Raw genomic sequence first — 18,808 nt, forward strand, 5'->3', positions numbered from 1 at the left:
CATGCTCGTCCGCGCGGGCCAACGCAAACTCGTCGGCGGCCAAGAAGACCAACTCATCGACATCGCCCTCGAACTCCACCGCGAATCCACCACCACCTGAAAAACGATCACCACGCTCCTGGTGGCGGTGTCCTCTCGGGCGATGCCGCCACCAGAGCGTGTGATCAACCATCCAGCGACTAGCGGGCTTTCACGACGAGGAAGTCCTCCCCGCCGACGTAGAAGGTCCGGCCGTCGGGTGCGGGTTCGGTGCCCGCACGAACGATCACCCGCGCGAACTCCTCGACCGTCGGCAGCGGCCCGGCGGCGCGGCGCGCGGCGACACTGTCCGGATCGCGGCGCTCCAACAGACGGACGATGATCGTCCCGTCGATCATGTCCCCGGACACCACCGCGAACCCCACCCCCCGCTCCCGGAATTCGGGAATCCGCGCCCGCAACGCATCCTCCCCGGCACGCTTGCTCACCGCGATCGGCGCGTACCCCGCAGGCACGTCCTCCTGCTCGTGCACGAAATGCGCCTGATGACTCGTGACGAACACGACCCGCCCACCCACCGCCATGAGCGGCAACGCCGAAACCGCCAGGTGCACCTGCGCATCCCGGTTCAACCGCAGCGCGTACCCGGCATCGGCATCACGCTCCAGCCCACCCGAAGCGTTGAGCACCAGGATGTCCAGCCGCCCGAAGGTCTGCCGGATCTCGACGAGCATCGCCTCCACCGCCGCCGGGTCCGACACATCCGCGCCGAGCACCGACGCACTTCCTCCGGCCGCGACGATCGCGTCCACCACCGCCTGCGCCCGCTTGCGCTTCTCGCGATAGTTCACCACCACGTGCGCGCCCGTCGCCGCGAACTGCGCCGCGGCCTCGGCACCGATCCCGCGAGAAGCCCCGGTCACCACCACGACCCGCCGGTCATCCTGTTCCATCGATCGCCTCTTCCCACCGTCGTGTGCTTCTGAATGAGAAGCGCAACAGCGGACGACGGTGGCCCGGCCGAGCCGTCGGCGAGGATTCTGGCCGCGATCGATCTGCTCGGGCAGCGGTGGATGCTGCGGGTGGTCTGGGAGTTGGAGCCGGGGCCGCTCGGGTTTCTGGATCTGCGCAGGCGGATGGGGAATTGTTCGTCGAGCATGTTGTCGGATCGGCTTCAGCAGTTGCAGGCGGCCGGGCTCACGCGCAAGGACGGGCCGCGGGGGGCCTATGAGCTCACCACCGAGGGTGCGCTGCTCGCCGAAGCGTTGCAGCCGCTGTGGGACTGGTCCGAGCAGCGGACCTCGACCGGGGACGGGAACGGGCGGATTCCCTGGCGTCCGGCCTCGCGCCCCTAGGACACCCCGAGTGCGGATCAGGGCTGACACCGGATGTGGCGGGGGCGGATTCGGGCTTTGCTGGAGTCATGCGCAAGCTCACCGTCTCCCTGACCGCCACCACCGTCTATGCCGCGCTCGCGACGCTCGTGTTCTGCACCATGCTCGCCGAGACCGTGTTCCTGTATCCGAACTACTTCCACGACATTCCGCGATCGTTGATCGTGGCCGACGAATTCACCTCGGCGGTGTCGGTGGGCAGCGTGATGCGGCCGCTCGGCGCCGTTCTGACGCTGACCGCGATCGTGGCGACCGCGGTGAGTGTGTGGGCGCGGACCGCCCGGGCCTGGACGGTGGCGTCGTTGGTGTCGCTGGTGTCGGGGCTGTTCCTGTTGTCGGCGCTGTTCCTGTGGGAGCGCTGGACGATCCTGTTCGACGAGCGCGACCAGCACACCGTGGAAGAACTGCGCCGAACCGTCCAGGAGATCGAGGTCGCGCACTCGGTGCGCATCGTCCTCGGCGCGCTCACCGCGGTGTTCGCCGTGGTCGCGGCGGTGCGGACCTACCGCGCCCGGCTGCTGCGCGGTCTCGAACCGGCCCGCGGGTGACCGCTCAGCGGCGGTGCACCGATTCCTCGCTGTCGTAGCCGAGGGTGACGTCGTGGGTGATCTCGCCGCGGGTGACCGACACCTGACTGGCGGTCGGCGGGTAACCGCGGGCGACGACGGTGTACTCGCCCTCGGGCAGGTCCGGCACCAGGTAGCGGCCCTTCTCGTCGGTACGGGTGGTGGCGGCCTGGTCGCCCCCGGCGTCGAGCACGGTGATCTGCACATCGGCGACGGGCCGGTCACCGTCGACCCAGGCCGAGCCGACCAGGATGGCCATCGGCTCGAGATCGATGTCGTGGTGCAGGGATCCGGTGTCGGGCACGGTCAACGCGACCGCCGCCGGACGCATGTGATCGGCCACCGCGACCAGGGTGTAGGTCCCGCTGACCACATCGCGGCACACATACACCCCGTCCTCCCCGGTGATGGCCGCCCCGACGACATCGCCCTCGGCGTCGGTGAGCGTGATCGTCGCCCCGAACAGCGGCTCACCCCGACGCGCCGACCGCACGACCCCGGTCAGCTCGCCCGCCCCGATGAGCATGAGGTCCACGTGCTGGGCGCGCTCCCCCATCGACACGCTCACCGCCTCGGGCTGATGCCCCGGCGCCGCCGCGATGAGCACATAGTTGCCCGGCTCCGGCGCCTCGATGACATAGGCGCCGTCGGCATCGCCACTGCCGCGTGCCACCTGCCGTCCGTGCTGGTCGATCAGGGTGAGGATCGCCGCCGAGACCGGACGCGCGTCGTCGCGGCGCAGCAGCCCCGCAATCACCCGACCGGTGGCGGCGGGCCGCAACTGGCCCGCCATCTCCTGGGCGTCGTGCAGGCTCACATCGCGCAGCAGGGTGGCCTCGGCGTCCTCGGGCACCGGATCCTCGCGCAGCGGAATCTCTTTCATGAACACCAGCACCAGGCACGCCACCACGGCCAGGTCGGCGGCGAGGAAGAACACGCTGTGCATGGCGTCGGTGAACCCGGTGAGGATCGGGACGCGCAATGCGTCGGGCAGCGCGGCGATACCGCTGGTGTTGCTCTGCAGGGCGGCGAGCTGTCCGGCGTCGAAACCGGCGGGCAGTTCGCCGCCGAAGGCGCCGAGGATGGAGCCGGGCAGCCGGTCGAACAGGACGGTCAGGAACACCGCGACACCGAGGGTGCCGCCGAGCTGGCGGAAGAAGGTCGCCGCCGCCGTCGACACGCCCATCTCGGTGCGCCCCACCGCGTTCTGCGCCGCGATCACCAGCGTCTGCATGCAGCCGCCGAGGCCGAAACCCATGATGGTGCTGTAGGCCAGCGGCTGCCACAGCGGCCCGTCGAAGTCGACCCGGGCGAACAGCGCGCAGCCGATGGCCAGGATCAACGCGCCCAGCACCGGCAGCACCTTGTAGCGCCCGGTCGCCTTGGTGATCAGGCCCGACAGCTGCGAACCCACCATGATGCCCAGCACCAGCGGCAGCATCAGCAGGCCCGCCTCGGTCGGCGAGAAGCCGCGCACGACCTGCAGATACTGCGGCACCATGGTGATCGCGCCGAACATCGCCACGCCCACCAGGAATCCGCCGAGGATGGCGATGCTGAACGTGGAGCTGCGGAACAGCCGCAGCGGGATCAGCGCCGCGTCCTTCATCACGTACTCCACCAGCAGGAACAGCACCAGTCCGACCGCGCAGATCCCGTAGCAGAGCAGCGATTTCTGTGAGGTCCAGCCCCACATGCGCCCCTGCTCGGCCACGATCAGCAATGGCACCACCCCCACCACCAGGGTCAGGGCGCCGAACCAGTCGATCCGGCTGGGTCTGCGCACGTGCGCGACGTTGAGCACCCGGGCCACGACCAGGAACGCGATCACGCCCACCGGCACGTTCACCAGGAACACCCAGCGCCAGCCCTCGATCCCCCCGAGGCTCTCGTAGCCGGACAGGAACCCACCCACCACCGGCCCGAGCACGGTCGCGATGCCGAACACCATGAGGAAATAGCCCTGGTAGCGGACTCTTTCGCGCGCGGGCACGATATCGCCGACGATGGTGAACGCCAACGACATCAACCCGCCCGCGCCGATCCCCTGCACCGCCCGGCACCCGGCCAGCTGGTACATCGTCGTGGCGAAGCAGCAGGCCGCCGAACCGATCACGAACACCGCGATCGCGATCAGATAGAACGGTTTGCGCCCGTAGATATCGGCGAGCTTGCCGTAGAGCGGGGTGGTGACGGTGGCGGTGATGAGATACGCCGTTGTCGCCCACGCCTGTTCGTCGAACCCGTCGAGACTGTTCGCGATCCGCACGATCGCGACGCTGACGATGTTCTGGTCGAGCGCGGCGAGGAACACCCCCAGTAGCAGGCCCGACAGGATGGTGAGTGTCTGGCGGTGCGTGAGGCGTGGTTCGGCAACGACGGTATCGGTCATGGAGAAGCCCTGGTTCTGATCGGCTGGCAGGTGGGGGTCGATCATTCGGCCCACACGAGGGCCGACAACCCCGCCGCGAGGAAAACATCGCGCCGTGGGTGGAACTCTTCATGCACTGGTGCGCCGAGCTTACCCACGCCGCGTCCGGGGCCGACACGGAGGGATCAAGTGACCGCCGATTTCACCCCGGATCGGCCGTTGCCGACGAGCGGGTCGGACCTTTGGGCGAGGGCTCGTTCAGTACCCGGCGGCGGGTGCCGTGAGGTCCGGTGCCGGTGCGGCGGTCAGCCGATCGGCCAAGGCGCACAGCGTTTCCGAGCAGCCCGCGTCGATACGCAGCGTGGCCAGCTCGTCGCCCCGGGTGCGGCCACGGTTGACGATCACCACCGGTGTGCCGTTCTTCGCGGCCCGGCGCACGAACCGCAGGCCCGACATCACCGTCAGCGAGGAACCCGCGACCAGCAGCGCCTGCGCGCCGTCGACGAGATCGAAGGCGGCGGCGACCCTCTCGGGCGGCACGGTCTCGCCGAAGTAGACGATGTCGGGTTTGAGCATGCCGCCGCAGGCCGCGCAGTCGAGCATGCGGAACGACGCGGTGTCGGCCACCACCGCGTCGGCGTCGGGCGCGACCTCGATCCCGGTCGCCGTGCGGTCTTCGGCGAAGCCGGGATTGGCGGCTTCGAGGCGGTGCGCCAGCGTCATCCGGGAGATCAGGGCGCCGCAGCGCAGGCAGCACACCCGGGCGTAGGTGCCGTGCAGGTCGATCACCCGCCGCGCCCCCGCCTTGGTGTGCAGCAGATCCACGTTCTGCGTGATCACTCCGGCGACCACACCGGCCCGTTCCAGGCGCGCGAGGGCTCGGTGTCCGGGGTTGGGGCGGGCGGCGTCCATGCGGCGCCAGCCGAGGTGGTTGCGGGCCCAGTACCGCTGCCGGAACTCGGGGTCGCCGACGAACTGCTGATAGGTCATCGGGGTCCGCGGCGGCGAGTCGGGCCCGCGGTAATCCGGGATGCCGCTATCGGTGCTCAGGCCCGCACCGGTGACCACCGCGAGGCTGCGCCCGGCCAGCAGGTCGCTCGCGCGGCGCAGCGCGGTGTCGTCCGGGGTGGAGTCCGCCATGGATCCACTCTACGAGCGCTCCGCGGCGCCGTCCGAACACGCCGGGGCGGAGTTGCGCGGCGGTGAGCCGCGGCGACATGATGACTCGTCCGCGCGCAGATCGACCGTCAGGGGAAAACCCGTGTCCGACAACGACGAACACGGCCGCGGCGCGCTCAACGCCGCCGTCGACGCGACCATCGTCGCCGTGCGCCGGATGTTCTACGTCCTGGGCACCGACATCGATCGCACCGAGGGGCCGATCGAGTTCACCTTCCACGACGGGTCCACGCTGCTGCTCGACGCCGGGCTCGACGGTGAGGAACTGCGGATCGGGGTGGCGCCGTGGCGGGACCCGTTCGAGCCGCTGGTCGATCCCGTGAATATCGAGTACGTGGCCGCCTCGGGCAAGTACACCGCCTTCGATGTCACCGGTGAGGAGCCGTATATCGCGCTCACCGGCGCCCGGATCGAGGCGGTGTCGGTGGTCTCGCTCGCCGACGGCCGTCCCCGGGCCGCCACGCTCTACCTCACCGAGGGCATGGTGAAGGTCGAGACCGTCGCCGACGAACTGCTGGTCACCCTCGCCTGAGCGACGCGGGGGAATCGCCACCGCACGGGTGGATTCGCGCGCGACGGGCCCGCTCGAGGCAGCATGGCAGCGACGGGCCGGTGTGGGATGGGAAGGTGGCGCGGGTGGAGCAGGTCAGGTGGCGGGCGGGTTGGGGTGTCGGGCTCGGGGTGTTCGTGGCGGTGTTCGTGCTGGTCCCGGCGACCTTCGCGGTGCAGGACGCCTGGCAGGTCCCGGTGCCGCGCCCGGTCGCCTTCGCCGAACTCGAACCGATCGCCACCTCGTTCTGGCTCAGCTGGGCGGCCACGCTGGCGGTGCTGCTCGTCCCGGCGGTGGTGCTGGCCCTGCTACCACCCGCGCGCCTGCTCGCGCTGGGCTATCTGCTCGCCACCACCGCGGTCGGCACCGTGCTGTGCGCGACCACGGTGGGGCTGGCCTTCAGCGGCCTCGATCCGGTGTGACCGGCTGCCCGGCGGCCAGGATCGTGTCGGCCAGGTCGTCGATCACCGCGCCGCGGATCTGACGGTGCTCGTTGGCCAGCGCGGTGGTGGTGCAGATCCCGAAGGCGCCCTGCTCGTCGTAGAGCACCGCGGCACCGGCCGCGATCCCCTCGTCGCTGAGATGGCTCTCCGCCTCGATCCCCATGTCGACCCCGATCGGCATGCGCGAGAACGTGATCGAGACATCGGTGTTGATGAAGCCGATGCCCTCGGTGCCCCAGTTGGTGACCAGGCTGGTCTGCTCGCCGGTCATGGCGGCGAAGCAGAACGGCGAGGCCGGTTCACCGTCGACGACGGGGATATTGCGCACCCACTTGCGTTTACGGGTGTCGTTCTGGTGCTCGGTCATCTTCGGTGACCAGCCCTCGGCGTGACCGTCGCTGCCGAACAGGTGCATGGCCTCGTCGATCTGGGCCAGCGCGCTGGGCGGGGGCAGCGGCCGATCACGCTCGGGCCGCCACACCTCGCCGGGCGGCTGGGTGGAGCGTTGCAGCAACAGCGCGCTGCCCCGCGCCACCACCGCGTCCTCGGCGCGCAGCTCGAGTGCGACCGCGCGCACCCGCTTGCCGTCGCGGATGACCTCGCTGTGGACGGTGAGCGGCAGCGCGGGCACCGCCCGGTGCAGGTCGACGGTCAGGCGCGCGGGCACGAAGCCGCCGGTGCGATAGCGCGCCTCGACCTCGCGCGCCATCAACCCGCACACCGGCGGCCCGGACAGGGTGCTCGGTGCCCACAGGCTCATCGAGAACGGAGTCGGCCGGAACACGCCGTCCACGTGCGTGAAGTACGCCGGAGAGGTATCCCTCATCGCCACCCTTTCTTACGCCGTAATACGCCCACACTAGAACGCATTCCAGTCCGGCGGCAAGCTACTCCAGTTCGCCCTCGGTCTCGAGGTAGATCTGGCGCAGCCGGTCCAGGGTCTCGGGCTCGGGCTGCTCCCAGAGCTTGCGCTCGGCGGCTTCCAGGAGCCGTTCGGCGATGCCGTGCAGCGCCCACGGGTTGGACTGCTCCATGAACTTGCGGTTCACGTCGTCGAAGACGTAGCTCTCGGTGAGCTTCTCGTACATCCAGTCGGCGACCACATTGGTGGTGGCGTCGTAGCCGAACAGGTAGTCGACGGTCGCCGCCATCTCGAAGGCGCCCTTGTAGCCGTGACGGCGCATCGCCTCGAGCCAGCGCGGGTTCACCACGCGGGCGCGGAAGACACGGGCGGTCTCCTCCGAGAGCGTGCGGGTGCGCACGGCGTCGGGACGGGTGGAGTCGCCGATGTAGGCCTCGGGGTTCTTGCCGGTGAGCGCGCGCACGGTGGCGACCATGCCGCCGTGGTACTGGAAGTAATCGTCGGAGTCGGCGATGTCGTGTTCGCGCGTGTCGGTGTTCTTGGCGGCCACCGCGATCCGCTTGTAGGCGGTGCGCATGTCGTCGGCGGCGGGGGCGCCGTCGAGGTCGCGGCCGTAGGCGTAGCCGCCCCAGGTGGTGTAGACCTGCGCGAGGTCGTCGTCGGTGCGCCAGCTCTTGGAGTCGATGAGCTGGAGCAGGCCCGCGCCGTAGGTGCCCGGCTTGGAACCGAAGATGCGGGTGGTGGCGCGGCGGGTGTCGCCGTGCTCGGCCAGGTCCGACTGGGAGTGCGCGCGCACGTAATTCGACTCGGCGGGCTCGTCGAGGTCGGCGACCAGGCGAACGGCGTCGTCGAGCAGCGCGAGCACGTGGGGGAAGGCATCGCGGAAGAAGCCGGAGATCCGCACGGTGACATCGATGCGCGGGCGCCCGAGTTCTTCGAGGGAGACGACCTCCAGGGAGGTGACGCGGCGGCTGGCCTCGTCCCAGATCGGCCGCACACCCAGCAGCGCGAGGACTTCGGCGATGTCGTCGCCGGAGGTCCGCATGGCCGAGGTGCCCCACACCGACAGACCCACCGACTTCGGGTATTCGCCGTGGTCGCTGCGGTAGCGGGCCAGCAGCGATTCGGCCATGGCCTGACCGGTCTCCCAGGCCAGACGCGAGGGGACGGCCTTGGGGTCCACGGAGTAGAAGTTGCGGCCGGTCGGCAGGACGTTGATCAGGCCGCGCAGGGGCGAACCGCTCGGGCCCGCGGGGATGAAGCCGCCGTTGAGAGCGTGCAGGACGCGGGCGATCTCGACGCTGGTCTCGCGCAGTCGGGGGACGACTTCGGTGGCGGCGAAGCGCAGCACGGTCTTGACCGCGTCCAGTCGCGCGGTCTCTTCGGACGAGGACGTGGTCCCGATCGCGGCGACGATGTCGGCATCGGACGCATCGGCGGCGGCGGTCACGGCGGCAGCGTCGTCGTCGGCAGCGGCGGCGACAGTCGCGGTGGCGGCGGCGGTCGTGGTGGTGGCGCGGGGGTCACCTCCGGCGAGGATCGCGGTCGCGTAGTCCCCGACGAGAGTGTCGACGGCATCGGCCGCCCAGTCGGTGGCCTGGAGGGCGCCGAGGAGTTCGCGGGCGCGGGCTTCCACCACATCGACCCGCTCGCGGGCCTCGTCACCGGCTTCGCTGAGCCCGAGCGCTTCACGCAGGCCGGGCACGTTCTGTTCGCCGCCCCAGAGCTGGCGGGCGCGCAGCATGGCCAGCACCAGGTCGAGTTCCATCTCGGCTTCGGGGGCCTGGCCCAGGATGTGCAGGCCGTCGCGGATCTGCACGTCCTTGATCTCGCACAGCCAGCCGTCGACGTGCAGCAGCATGTCGTCGAAGACGTCTTCCTCGGGGCGTTCGGCCAGGCCCAGGTCGTGGTCCATCTTGGCCGCGCGCATGAGGGTCCAGATCTGCTGGCGGATGGCGGGCAGCTTGGCCGGGTCGAGGGCGGAGATGTTGGCGTGCTCGTCGAGCAGCTGCTCGAGGCGGGAGATGTCGCCGTAGCTCTCGGCGCGGGCCATCGGCGGGATCAGGTGGTCGACCAGGGTGGCGTGGGCGCGGCGCTTGGCCTGGGTGCCCTCGCCCGGATCGTTGACCAGGAACGGGTAGATCAGCGGCAGGTCGCCCAGCGCCGCGTCGGTGCCGCAGGAGGCCGACATGCCCAGGGTCTTGCCGGGCAGCCACTCCAGGTTGCCGTGCTTGCCGAGGTGGACCATGGCGTCGGCGGCGAAACCGTCGGGGGCCTGCAGCCAGCGGTAGGCGGCCAGGTAGTGGTGGCTCGGCGGCAGGTCGGGGTCGTGGTAGATGGCGACGGGGTTCTCGCCGAAGCCGCGGGGCGGCTGCACCATGAGCACCACATTGCCGAAGCGCAGGGCGGCGATGACGATCTCGCCGTCCTTGTCCGCCGAGCGGTCGACGTACAGCTCGCCGGGCGGCGGGCCCCACGCCTCGACCACGGCCTCGCGCAGATCCTCGGGCAGGGAGTCGAACCAGCGGGTGTAGGTGGCCGCGCCGATGCGGATCGGGTTGCCCTCGAGCTGTTCGGCCGAGAGCCAGTCGGGGTCCTGGCCGCCCGCGGCGATCAGGGCGTGGATGAGCGCGTCGCCGTCGGCCTGCTCGAGGCCGGGGATCTCGCCGGGTTCGCCGAGGTCGTAGCCCGCGGCGCGCAGCTCGGTGAGCAGACGGATGGCCGAGGCGGGGGTGTCGAGGCCGACGGCATTGCCGATGCGGGCGTGCTTGGTCGGGTAGGCCGAGAGCATGATCGCGATGCGCTTGTCGGCGGCCGGGATGTGGCGCAGGCGCGCGTGGCGCACCGCGATACCGGCCACCCGGGCCGCGCGTTCGGCATCGGGCACGTAGGTCGACAGGCCGTCGGCATCGAACTCCTTGAAGGAGAACGGCACCGTGATGACGCGGCCGTCGAACTCCGGCACCGCCACCTGGGTGGCGACGTCGAGCGGGGACAGGCCGTCGTCGTTGTCCTCCCACTGGGCGCGACCGCTTGTCAGGCACAGGCCCTGCAGGATCGGCACGTCCAGGGCGGCCAGGGCGTCCACGTCCCAGGCTTCGTCGTCGCCCCCGGCCGAGGCGGTGGCGGGCTTGCTGCCGCCCGCGGCGAGCACGGTGACGACCAGCGCGTCGGCGCGACCGAGCAGTTCGAGCAGCTCCGGTTCGGCGGTGCGCAGCGAGGCGCAGTAGACGGGCAGCGCGCGGGCGCCCTTGGCCTCGATGGCGGTGCACAGCGCGTCGATGTAGCCGGTGTTGCCCGCGAGGTGCTGGGCGCGGTAGTAGACCACCGCGACGGTCGGGGCGTGCGGTTCGAGGATGCGGGCCGCGCGCTCGAGCTCACCCCAGCTCGGCAGCTGCACCGGCGGTTCGAAACCGTGACCGGTGAGCAGCACCGTGTCGGACAGGAAGTGGTGCAGCTGACGCAGGTTCTCCGCACCACCGGCGGCGAGGTAGTTGTGCGCGTCGGCGGCCACACCCACCGGGACCGTGGAGCATTCCATCAGCTCGGCGTCGGGGGCGATCTCGCCGCCGAGGGCCACCATGGGTACCCCGCTCGCCCGGATCGCGTCCAGGCCCTCCTCCCAGGCGCGTTTGCCGCCGAGGATGCGCACGATCACCAGGTCGGCACCGTCGAGCAGCTCCGGCAGGTCCGCCACGAGCAGCCGGGCGGGGTTGCCCCACCGGTACTCGGCGCCGCTCGCGCGCGCGCTCAGCAGATCGGTGTCGGAGGTGGACAGCAGCAGGATCACAGGGTGAGACCTTCCTCGGGTGACGCGCCCAACGGGTTGTCAGTCGTGTGCTCGCCGGAGAGGGTCTGGCTGTTCACAGTGGCGCGACCGCACCGGATTTCCACCGGTTTCCTCGACGCCCGCCGAGCATGACGATGGTAACGGCCCCACCCCCGCCACAACTTTCCAGCCCGCGTCCCATTCCTGGACAGCCGATCACCACGCTCGATCAAGGCGTCGGGCGCGCGGTGGTGTCCCCGGCGGCGACGGCTTCGGCGACTTCGTCGAGGGCACGGCGGATCATGGTGCCGTAGGGGTCGTCGGCGAGGGCGTCGACGCGCGCGCGGGCGGCGTCGAGATGGCGGGTAGCGGCGGGGAAGGCGCCGAGGCGGCGGAGGTTGTCGGCGAGGTTGAGGTGCAGGGACGGGTAGAACCCGGCGACCCGCAGGTCCGCGTAGTAGGCGGTGAGCCGGTCGTCGGTCAGGGCGTCGGCGGCGTCGAGGGCGCGCACGTCCCAGGCGAGCGCTTCGGCCGGGTGCTCGTAGAGGTCGGCCAGGTAGTGGGCCAGGGTGCAGCGGTGCAGGGGATCGCCGGACGGGCCGATCTCGGACCACAGGGCGATCAGGGTGGTGCGGGCGGAATCGGTGTCGCCCGAACAGGATTCGGTGACGGCCTCGGTGATGCGGGTCATCATGGGGTCGGTGGTCGCGGTGCTCATGAGGGTTTCCTTTCGGTGGTGCGGGGGAAGTTCAGGACGACGAGAGGGGGCTGGTCGACACCGGCCGCATGCCGGACCCGGCGCGGGCGCACCGGAGCGCCGACAGCGGATCGGCGGGCGACGCGGCTACGGGGTTGTCGGACCGCTGGATTCGGGGCGGCGGGGCATGGCCAGGGTGAGGAGGGTGCCGTCGTCGGCGGAGCGGATCCGGACCGGCTGGTCGGGGGCGATGAGGTCGAGCATGAGGTCGGGACCGATCGCGCCCGCGACCGCCGGGTAGAGGGTGGTGACGGCGAAGTGGATCGTCATGGCCGGGCCGGTGACGGCGGCCGTGAGGGTCCGGTCGATCGACTCGTCGGTGAGCCGGAGCTGGCCCGGCGACAGACGCAGGGTCACCGTGGCGGCGTGCACCGATTCGAGTGCGGTCAGCAACGCGGCCCTGTCCAGAACCACGCGCACCCGAACCTCGGGCAGGGCCTCCAGCATCGCCCGGTGGTCGGGGAAATCCTCGGCCCCGTACCGGCACAGCCGATCCGGTTCCGCACCGATCCCGTTCGCCCGCACCGCATCCCGTTCTCCGTCCGCGGCGGTGAACCGCAGGTGGGCGGTGTCGGGCCGCAGGGTGACGGTGTGCTGTCTGCGCAGCCAGGAGACCGTCGAGCGCAGGTCGGCCGCGTCGACGGTGGCGGCCCAGGACACCGACGATGCCCCGGCGACCCGCACGGTGCGGGTGGCCAGGCGGTAGCGGTCGGTCGCGGTGAGCACCAGATCATCCCCGTCGGCCGCGAAATGGATGCTGTCGAGAACCGGATGCCGCGGATCGCTGACGGTGGCGGTGGCGACTTGGTCGATCGCCGCAGCGAGAACCGGCCCCCGCACCCGAACCGCGTCCTGGGCGCGCGCCCCGGCAGCAGCGGCGGCACCTCCGGGTCGCTCGACCTCGTCGGCCCCGTCGAGCTGCGCGCTCCCCGTGTAGGCGGCGGTGGCCGCGCGGGCGGCTTCGGCGGCGGTGCGGAGGGTGGTGAGGTGGTGGTCGAGGGCGGTGAGGTGGGCGTCGAGGAGTTCGGTGGCGCGGTGGGGGTCGGGTTCGGTGAGGAGGGCGGTGACGCCGGGCAGAGGCATGTCCACGGCGCGGAGGCGGCGGATCACCGCGGCGGTGGTCGCCTGGTCGGGGGTGTAGTAGCGGTAGCCGGTGGCCTCGTCGACGACGGCGGGGACGAGCACCCCGGCGTCGGCGTAGAAGCGCAGGGCGCTGGCGCTCAGCCCGCACAGGCGGGCGAAGGCGCCGATGGTGATCAGCTCGGATTCGGGCACCGGGCGATCATCGGGGTTCGAGTGACTCGAAGGTCAAGCCGCTCATTGCGGGCCGGTGCCGCGCCCGACCATTTCCGGCGAGCCGGTCCCCAGATTGCGGTACACGTTGGCGACGACCATCTGGCCGAGCGCGTTGTTGCCCACGCCGCCGATGACGGCGCCGATTCCGGCGGGGATGATCGTGCCGAACAGCAGCAGCGTGCGTTTGACCAGGTAGTTGACGATGAATCGCTTGGCGGGCGAATCGGGCATGCTCGCCAGGCCGGGAATGTGGTCGGTGACCACGCCGAGCCACTGGCCGGTCTTGTGCCCGGCGGTCTCGTCGAGCAGCTTGGTCCCGGCCTCGCCGAGAACCACCTTGGAGACCAGCTGCGCCTGGCGCGGATCGTCGGGGTCGACCTGGTAGGCCGCCGCGGCGCCGACCGACAGCACCGACGAGGCCTCCAGGAACACGGCGGTGTCCACGCCGGTGGCGGCCAGGCTCAGCAGCGTGCCGATGCCGGGCACGGCGGCGGTGAGCCCGACGGCGACGCCGCTGGCCGTCACCACCACCAGATACTGCCGCGAGAGCCGCTGCAGCAGCTCGACGGGCGCGTCGTCGGGATGCCGCTCGGCGAGCCAGTCGACGTACCGCCCGACCACCGGCGCCTGTGCGTGGGCGACCCGATCGAGCGCGGGAACGACCCGCTTGTCCACGAACTCACGCAGCATGCGACGACCTCTCCTCGAGCGACAACCCAGGCGGTGGACCGCTGTCCACCTTAGGCGAGCGCGGCCCCCGGAACCGGGAGCGCGCACATGTCAGGTGACCTACCCACTCCCAGCGCGACCAACCAGCCACCGCCTCCGTCGTCGACCGACCCTCTCCTCCGACCAGCGGACGGCACGAGCCCGCGCACAGACTGCGCGCACCGGCGAATCGGTCTCCAGGGGTCCCGCGAGCGGCGGTGACGACGCGTCTCGGACGGGAGGCGCGACGGCGACCGGAACGCTCGGGCGCGTCGCTGTGGGCAGATCCCGGAGTCGTAGGCTGGATGGACCATGACCAGGAGCACTCCCGATTCCTGCCCCGGTGTGCTGCGCCTGCATCAGGCCGCCGACGGGCCGCTCGCGCGCATCCGGGTGCCCGGCGGCCGGTTGACACCGGAACAGGTGCAGGCGCTGGCCGACGCCGCCCGCGACCTCGGGAACGGCAATCTCGAACTCACCTCGCGCGGCAACATCCAACTGCGCCGGGTCCGCGACCCCGCCGAACTCGCCTCGCGACTCGACGCCGCCGGGCTGCTGCCCAGCGCCACCCACGAGCGGGTGCGCAATATCGTCGCCTCGCCGCTGTCGGGCCGGGTCGGCGGGTTCGCCGAGGTGCACGGGCTCGCCGCCGACCTCGACTCCGGGCTGCGCGACGACCCGCGACTGGCCGACCTGCCCGGCCGGGTGCTGTTCACCCTCGACGACGGCCGGGGCGATGTGAGCACCCTGCGCGGCGACATCGGCATCCAGGCGGTGGCCGCCGACCGGTTCGCGCTGCTGCTGGCGGGCGCCGACACCGGCGTGCGGGTCGACGCGAGCGCGGCCGTCGAGGTGATGCTCGACGCGGCGCGCGGCTTCCTCGACCTGCGCGGCACCGGCGAGACCGGTCAGTGGCGGCTGCACGAGATCCCGGGCGGCGTCGAGAAGGTCACCGAGGTGCTGCGCCTGTCCCCCGACGCCGGGGCGCTGGAACTCGGGGCGACACACGAGATCCCGATCGGGTGGCTCGATCAGGAGGACGGGCGGGTCACCCTCGGCGCCGGTGTTCCGCTGGGCACGCTCTCGGCCCGCACCGCCGAATTCCTCGCCGCCATCGACCATCCGGTGTACGTGACGCCGTGGCGCAGCGTGGTGATCACCGATCTGGACGAGGGACCGGCCGAGACGGTCGTCCGGGTCCTCGCGCCCATGGGCCTGATCTTCGACGCGAGCTCGCCCTGGTTGCGGGTCAGCGCGTGCGCGGGCCAGCCGGGATGCGCCAAGTCCCACACCGATGTGCGGGCCGATCTGGCCGCGGCCCTCGAGTCCGGCCGGGTCCGCGACGGCGACACCCCGGTGGATCTGCTGGTGCCGACGGCGGAGGTCACCGTGGCGGGCCGCCAGCACTGGTCCGGGTGCGAACGCCGCTGCGGCAGGCCGACCGGACCGGTGACCGACGTGATCGCCACCGACGAGGACCACTACCGGCTCGAGCGCGCCGACCCGCCCACGGAGTGAACAGCGCGGCGGCACAGAGCAATCCGCCGAAACCACCGTGCCGACAGTCGTGACCACCGAGGTTGCCCACCCGGGCGGAATTGGGTCGACACGGCCTCCCTGGGCTCCCTACGCTGATCCTCTCGTCCACGAGGGGGTATCCATGTCCACACTGCAGGTCACGGCCGAACGGCTCGTCGTCCTTCCGCATCCGAACGCCGATCGGCTCGAGCTCGCCCAGGTCGGGCTGTACCGGGCCGTCGTCGCCAAGGGGCAGTTCGCGACCGGCGATCACGCGGTCTACATTCCCGAACAGTCGGTGCTACCCGAGGCGCTCATCGCCGAACTCGGACTCACCGGCAAACTCGCTGGCTCGCAACGGGATCGGGTGAAGGCGGTGCGACTGCGCGGGGAGGTCTCGCAGGGCATCGTCTGCACACCCGCCGCCCTGGCCGGGGTCGATCTGGCCGCGGCGGCGACCGCGCGCACCGACTTCGCGGAGCGGCTCGGGGTGGTGAAATGGGTGCCGCCGGTGCCGGTTTCGATGTCGGGGCAGGTCGAGTCGGCGCCGGAGCTGCTGCGCTGGGTGGATGTCGAGAACATCAAGCGCTTTCCCGGGATCTTCGCCGCCGGGGAGCCGGTGGTGGCCACGGAGAAGATCCACGGCACCGCCTGCCTGCTCACCTTCGTGCGCGACGAGGACCGGATCCTGGTGTCGTCCAAGGGGGTCGGCGGCCGGTCGCTGGCGCTGGCGCCCACCGACGGCAACCTGTACTGGCGGGCCGTGCGCGCGCACCGGCTCGACGCGGCCGCCCGCGAGATCGCGGCCGTGCTCGGCGCCGACCGGGTCGGGCTCTTCGGCGAGGTGTACGGCGCGGGAGTGCAGGACCTGCACTACGGTGCCTCGGCCGCGCACGACGAATCGCTCGGCTTCGGCCTGTTCGACATCGCCGTCGACCGCGACGGCGAGCCGGTGCGCTGGCTCGACCACCACGAGATCGGCGCGCTGCTCGATGATCTCGACCTGGCGGTACCCCGCGTCCCGGTCCTCTACGAAGGCCCCTACGACGCCGACCTGCTGCTGAAACTGGCGGAGGGCACCGAAACCGTCAGCGGCGACGGCGCCAATATCCGCGAGGGCCTGGTCGTCCGTCCGGCAACCGAACGGCACGCCCCCGAACTCGGCGGCCGCGCCATCGGCAAGATCGTCTCCGACGCCTACCTCCTGCGCGACGGCGGCACCGAGTTCGAGTGATCCATCCTCCGCGTGCGCCGGTCAGTGTCATCCGGTGCACGCGGAGGCGCTCTACGGCCAGTCGCCTACCGAACCTCGGGCCATTCCTGAGCTCCCCGTGCCCGCACGGTCTCCGACACCACCGCCGTCGTGAGCACGACCATCACCCCCAGCACCAGCCACACCGCGCCGAGATGTGGTGCCGCCCAACCCAACCCGAGGGCGACCAGCAGACACGGTAATGGCCAGCGCAGCAGCCAGCGCGGGCCCGCGCTCGGCAGCCCACCCACCCCGCACACCAGGAAGAACGCCGCCGTGCCCCCGGCGAGTACCCAGCCCATCCCGGCGGGCAGATGTCCGGACGGGTGCGCGGCGACGAGCCCGAGTCCGGCGGCGACCGTGGCCACCGCACCGCTCAGGGCGCAGTGGTTGGCCATCACCCGGTGTCGGGAGACGTCGACCGTCGACGGTGCCGCCGACATCATCCGGGGCACGAATCCGTAGTGCAGGGTCAGCGCCCACATGGCGATCAGGCTCAGGAAGGCCCCCACCCCGATCACCGCCACCCCGACGGTCCAGTCCTCGGCCGAGACCGCCGCGATCACCGAGATGACCCCCTCGCCGAGCACGATGATCAGGTACTGCCCCAACCGCTCCCCCAGATGCGCCGGATCGGTGCGCACTGCCGTGAGTCGCGGCGCTGGCCCGCGTCCCCGGCGCCGATCGCGGCCGCGGCGATCCCGACGCAGCCGCGCGGTCATCCGGCGCTGGGCCTCGGCGAGATAGCTCTCGGCGTCGACGGCGAACATGATCCACAGGTCGATGGCGAGGCCGACGCCCCACAGCACGAACTTCCACGGCGCGGGCACCCACAGCGACACGATCCACGGCAGGATCCCCGGACCCATCTGCGCGATCGGCCAGTCGACCACCAGCTGCCCGCGTCCCCACGCCCACGACGACACCAGCCGCACCAGCACATAGATCGCGGCGAAGGCGTTCACGTGCTCGTCGGGCACGCCCGCGACCGCGGCCATCATCACCCCGAGCCCGAACATGCAACCGAACACCATGGCGGTGCGCGCCTGGTCCCCCGCCACATTGCTGTAGACGGTCACGCACGCCCACACCACCCAGAACGCCAGGTAGAGCAGCACATACAGCCCGAACTCACCCCAGGACGGACCGCGGTGCAGCAGGTGGGTGAGCTGGCCGATGCCCGCGACGGCGACCAGGTCGAAGAACAGCTCGGTCCAGCTCGCGCGCCGCTCGGCGGTGGTCGGCTCCGGGTGTGCCACCCGCCCAGTATGTGGCCGGGTAAGGGCGCGTCGCGGCTAGCTCGCGGTCGTGTCGCGGCGGGAGTGCAGTTCGAGCACGCAGCACTTCACCCCGCCGCCGCCCTTTCGCAGTTCGGACATGTCCACCGGGACCGGGGTGTAGCCGCGCTCGCGCAGGGCCGCGCCGAGTCGGGTGGCGCCGGGGTCGAGGAAGACGTGCTGGCCGTCGCTGACGCCATTGAGCCCGAACGACATCGCGTCGGCCTCCTCGGCGCGGACGGCGTCGGGATACAGCGTCGCCAGCACCCGCCGCGAGGCCGGGGAGAACGCGGCCGGGTAGTAGGCGACGGTGGTGTCGTCGAGGACCATCAGCGCGGTGTCGAGGTGATAGAAGCGCGGGTCGACCAGCTCGAGCGAGACCACCGGTAAGCCGAAGAACCGCTGCACCTCCGCGTGCGCGGCGACCGTGCAGCGGAATCCGGACCCGGCCAGGATGCGGGTGCCCGCGAAGGTGAAATCGCCTTCGCCTTCGTTGGTCTCCCTAGCGGCGGCCAGTTCGCGCAGTTCCCTGGCGGCGAACCAGCGGTGGAACGCGGGTCCTTCGGCGGCGCGTTCGGGGTGGGCGAAGCGGGCCGAGAGGGCGTGCCCGCCGATGACGATGCCGCTGTTGGCGGCGAAGACCATGTCGGGCAGGCCCGGCTCGCCGGGGACCGTCTCCACGCTGTGCCCGTGCTCCTCGAGCACCGCGCGCAGGATCTCCCACTGCGCCAGCGCCCGTGGTCGGTCCACCGGCTCGGCCGGATTCATCCACGGATTGATCGCGTAGGTGACGGCGAAGTGGTCGGGCCTGCACATGACATAGCGGCGCGGGGTCGCCACCCGCGCGGCGACCGGTCGACGAAGAGGGGCTGCGGCGGTCATCAGGG

At 71.2% G+C, this 18,808-nt stretch carries 17 protein-coding genes; 7 read left to right on the top strand and 10 right to left on the bottom strand.

Annotated elements, in window-relative coordinates:
• Positions 1–100, top strand: a 100-nt coding sequence (locus QC180_RS28875) for a hypothetical protein (protein ID WP_278266075.1), incomplete at its 5' end; no start/stop codon positions are given.
• Between the two features lie 79 nt (positions 101–179).
• Here QC180_RS28875 and QC180_RS28880 read toward each other — a convergent pair.
• Positions 180–932, bottom strand: a complete 753-nt coding sequence (locus QC180_RS28880) for an SDR family oxidoreductase (protein ID WP_278266019.1) — start codon at positions 930–932, stop codon at positions 180–182.
• A gap of 33 nt (positions 933–965) precedes the next feature.
• Between QC180_RS28880 and QC180_RS28885 the strand changes: the two genes are divergently transcribed.
• Together QC180_RS28885 and QC180_RS28890 are read left to right on the top strand one after the other, a co-directional pair.
• A complete protein-coding gene (locus QC180_RS28885; RefSeq protein WP_278266020.1) occupies positions 966–1,334 on the top strand; it encodes a winged helix-turn-helix transcriptional regulator in 369 nt (122 codons plus the stop codon).
• A gap of 68 nt (positions 1,335–1,402) precedes the next feature.
• Positions 1,403–1,921: a hypothetical protein gene (locus QC180_RS28890; protein ID WP_278266021.1), complete on the top strand. Its 519-nt coding sequence runs from the start codon at positions 1,403–1,405 to the stop codon at positions 1,919–1,921.
• Between the two features lie 4 nt (positions 1,922–1,925).
• On the opposite strand, the gene QC180_RS28895 is transcribed toward QC180_RS28890, so the two are convergent.
• The gene (locus QC180_RS28895) at positions 1,926–4,331 is read right to left on the bottom strand and encodes an MFS transporter (RefSeq protein WP_278266076.1); all 2,406 of its coding nucleotides are present in this window, start codon (positions 4,329–4,331) and stop codon (positions 1,926–1,928) included.
• A 237-nt stretch (positions 4,332–4,568) separates the two neighbouring features.
• Positions 4,569–5,450: an NAD-dependent protein deacetylase gene (locus QC180_RS28900; RefSeq protein ID WP_278266022.1), complete on the bottom strand. Its 882-nt coding sequence runs from the start codon at positions 5,448–5,450 to the stop codon at positions 4,569–4,571.
• Positions 5,451–5,571: 121 nt separating this feature from the next.
• Here QC180_RS28900 and QC180_RS28905 point away from each other — a divergent pair, with 121 nt between their 5' ends.
• Positions 5,572–6,021, top strand: coding sequence for a hypothetical protein (locus tag QC180_RS28905; RefSeq protein ID WP_278266023.1), 450 nt, complete (start codon positions 5,572–5,574; stop codon positions 6,019–6,021).
• Positions 6,022–6,125: 104 nt separating this feature from the next.
• The gene (locus QC180_RS28910; protein ID WP_278266024.1) at positions 6,126–6,461 is read left to right on the top strand and encodes a hypothetical protein; all 336 of its coding nucleotides are present in this window, start codon (positions 6,126–6,128) and stop codon (positions 6,459–6,461) included.
• Here QC180_RS28910 and QC180_RS28915 read toward each other — a convergent pair.
• From QC180_RS28915 to QC180_RS28935, 5 genes are all read right to left on the bottom strand, one after another.
• On the bottom strand, positions 6,439–7,308 hold the full coding sequence (locus QC180_RS28915) for an acyl-CoA thioesterase domain-containing protein (protein WP_278266025.1): 870 nt from the start codon (positions 7,306–7,308) through the stop codon (positions 6,439–6,441). The two genes, QC180_RS28910 and QC180_RS28915, sit on opposite strands and share 23 nt — an antisense overlap.
• 61 nt (positions 7,309–7,369) lie before the next feature.
• Entirely contained in the window at positions 7,370–11,134 is a 3,765-nt protein-coding gene (cobN, locus tag QC180_RS28920) for a cobaltochelatase subunit CobN (protein WP_278266026.1), read from the bottom strand.
• A gap of 208 nt (positions 11,135–11,342) precedes the next feature.
• The gene (locus QC180_RS28925; protein ID WP_278266027.1) at positions 11,343–11,831 is read right to left on the bottom strand and encodes a hypothetical protein; all 489 of its coding nucleotides are present in this window, start codon (positions 11,829–11,831) and stop codon (positions 11,343–11,345) included.
• 126 nt (positions 11,832–11,957) lie between these two features.
• Positions 11,958–13,145, bottom strand: a complete 1,188-nt coding sequence (locus QC180_RS28930; protein WP_278266028.1) for a DNA polymerase III subunit beta family protein — start codon at positions 13,143–13,145, stop codon at positions 11,958–11,960.
• Between the two features lie 42 nt (positions 13,146–13,187).
• A complete protein-coding gene (locus QC180_RS28935; RefSeq protein WP_278266029.1) occupies positions 13,188–13,856 on the bottom strand; it encodes a hypothetical protein in 669 nt (222 codons plus the stop codon).
• A gap of 330 nt (positions 13,857–14,186) precedes the next feature.
• Here QC180_RS28935 and cobG point away from each other — a divergent pair, with 330 nt between their 5' ends.
• Positions 14,187–15,392 (top strand): precorrin-3B synthase, encoded by a 1,206-nt coding sequence (cobG, locus tag QC180_RS28940; RefSeq protein ID WP_278266030.1) that lies wholly within the window; start codon positions 14,187–14,189, stop codon positions 15,390–15,392.
• 142 nt (positions 15,393–15,534) lie between these two features.
• Complete coding sequence (locus tag QC180_RS28945) at positions 15,535–16,626, top strand: RNA ligase (ATP) (RefSeq protein WP_278266031.1); 1,092 nt, start codon at positions 15,535–15,537, stop codon at positions 16,624–16,626.
• Positions 16,627–16,691: 65 nt separating this feature from the next.
• Here the strand turns inward: QC180_RS28945 and QC180_RS28950 are convergent, their stop codons facing one another.
• Both QC180_RS28950 and ddaH read right to left on the bottom strand, forming a co-directional pair.
• Positions 16,692–17,903: a low temperature requirement protein A gene (locus QC180_RS28950; RefSeq protein ID WP_278266032.1), complete on the bottom strand. Its 1,212-nt coding sequence runs from the start codon at positions 17,901–17,903 to the stop codon at positions 16,692–16,694.
• 36 nt (positions 17,904–17,939) lie between these two features.
• Positions 17,940–18,803: a dimethylargininase gene (gene ddaH, locus QC180_RS28955; protein ID WP_278266033.1), complete on the bottom strand. Its 864-nt coding sequence runs from the start codon at positions 18,801–18,803 to the stop codon at positions 17,940–17,942.
• Between the last annotated feature and the right edge of the window lie 5 nt (positions 18,804–18,808).

The organism is Nocardia anocheti, from assembly GCF_029675105.1.
In the GTDB taxonomy this organism is placed as follows: domain Bacteria; phylum Actinomycetota; class Actinomycetes; order Mycobacteriales; family Mycobacteriaceae; genus Nocardia.

What these genes read in the sequence shown, in the direction of transcription:
- cobG (WP_278266030.1), top strand. Translation starts at nt 14,187, where the DNA reads ATGACCAGGAGCACTCCCGATTCCTGCCCCGGTGTGCTGCGCCTGCAT.
- QC180_RS28925 (WP_278266027.1), bottom strand. Translation starts at nt 11,831, where the DNA reads ATGAGCACCGCGACCACCGACCCCATGATGACCCGCATCACCGAGGCC.
- ddaH (WP_278266033.1), bottom strand. Translation starts at nt 18,803, where the DNA reads ATGACCGCCGCAGCCCCTCTTCGTCGACCGGTCGCCGCGCGGGTGGCG.
- QC180_RS28945 (WP_278266031.1), top strand. Translation starts at nt 15,535, where the DNA reads ATGTCCACACTGCAGGTCACGGCCGAACGGCTCGTCGTCCTTCCGCAT.
- QC180_RS28935 (WP_278266029.1), bottom strand. Translation starts at nt 13,856, where the DNA reads ATGCTGCGTGAGTTCGTGGACAAGCGGGTCGTTCCCGCGCTCGATCGG.
- QC180_RS28890 (WP_278266021.1), top strand. Translation starts at nt 1,403, where the DNA reads ATGCGCAAGCTCACCGTCTCCCTGACCGCCACCACCGTCTATGCCGCG.
- QC180_RS28915 (WP_278266025.1), bottom strand. Translation starts at nt 7,308, where the DNA reads ATGAGGGATACCTCTCCGGCGTACTTCACGCACGTGGACGGCGTGTTC.
- QC180_RS28900 (WP_278266022.1), bottom strand. Translation starts at nt 5,450, where the DNA reads ATGGCGGACTCCACCCCGGACGACACCGCGCTGCGCCGCGCGAGCGAC.
- QC180_RS28880 (WP_278266019.1), bottom strand. Translation starts at nt 932, where the DNA reads ATGGAACAGGATGACCGGCGGGTCGTGGTGGTGACCGGGGCTTCTCGC.
- QC180_RS28885 (WP_278266020.1), top strand. Translation starts at nt 966, where the DNA reads ATGAGAAGCGCAACAGCGGACGACGGTGGCCCGGCCGAGCCGTCGGCG.
- QC180_RS28895 (WP_278266076.1), bottom strand. Translation starts at nt 4,331, where the DNA reads ATGACCGATACCGTCGTTGCCGAACCACGCCTCACGCACCGCCAGACA.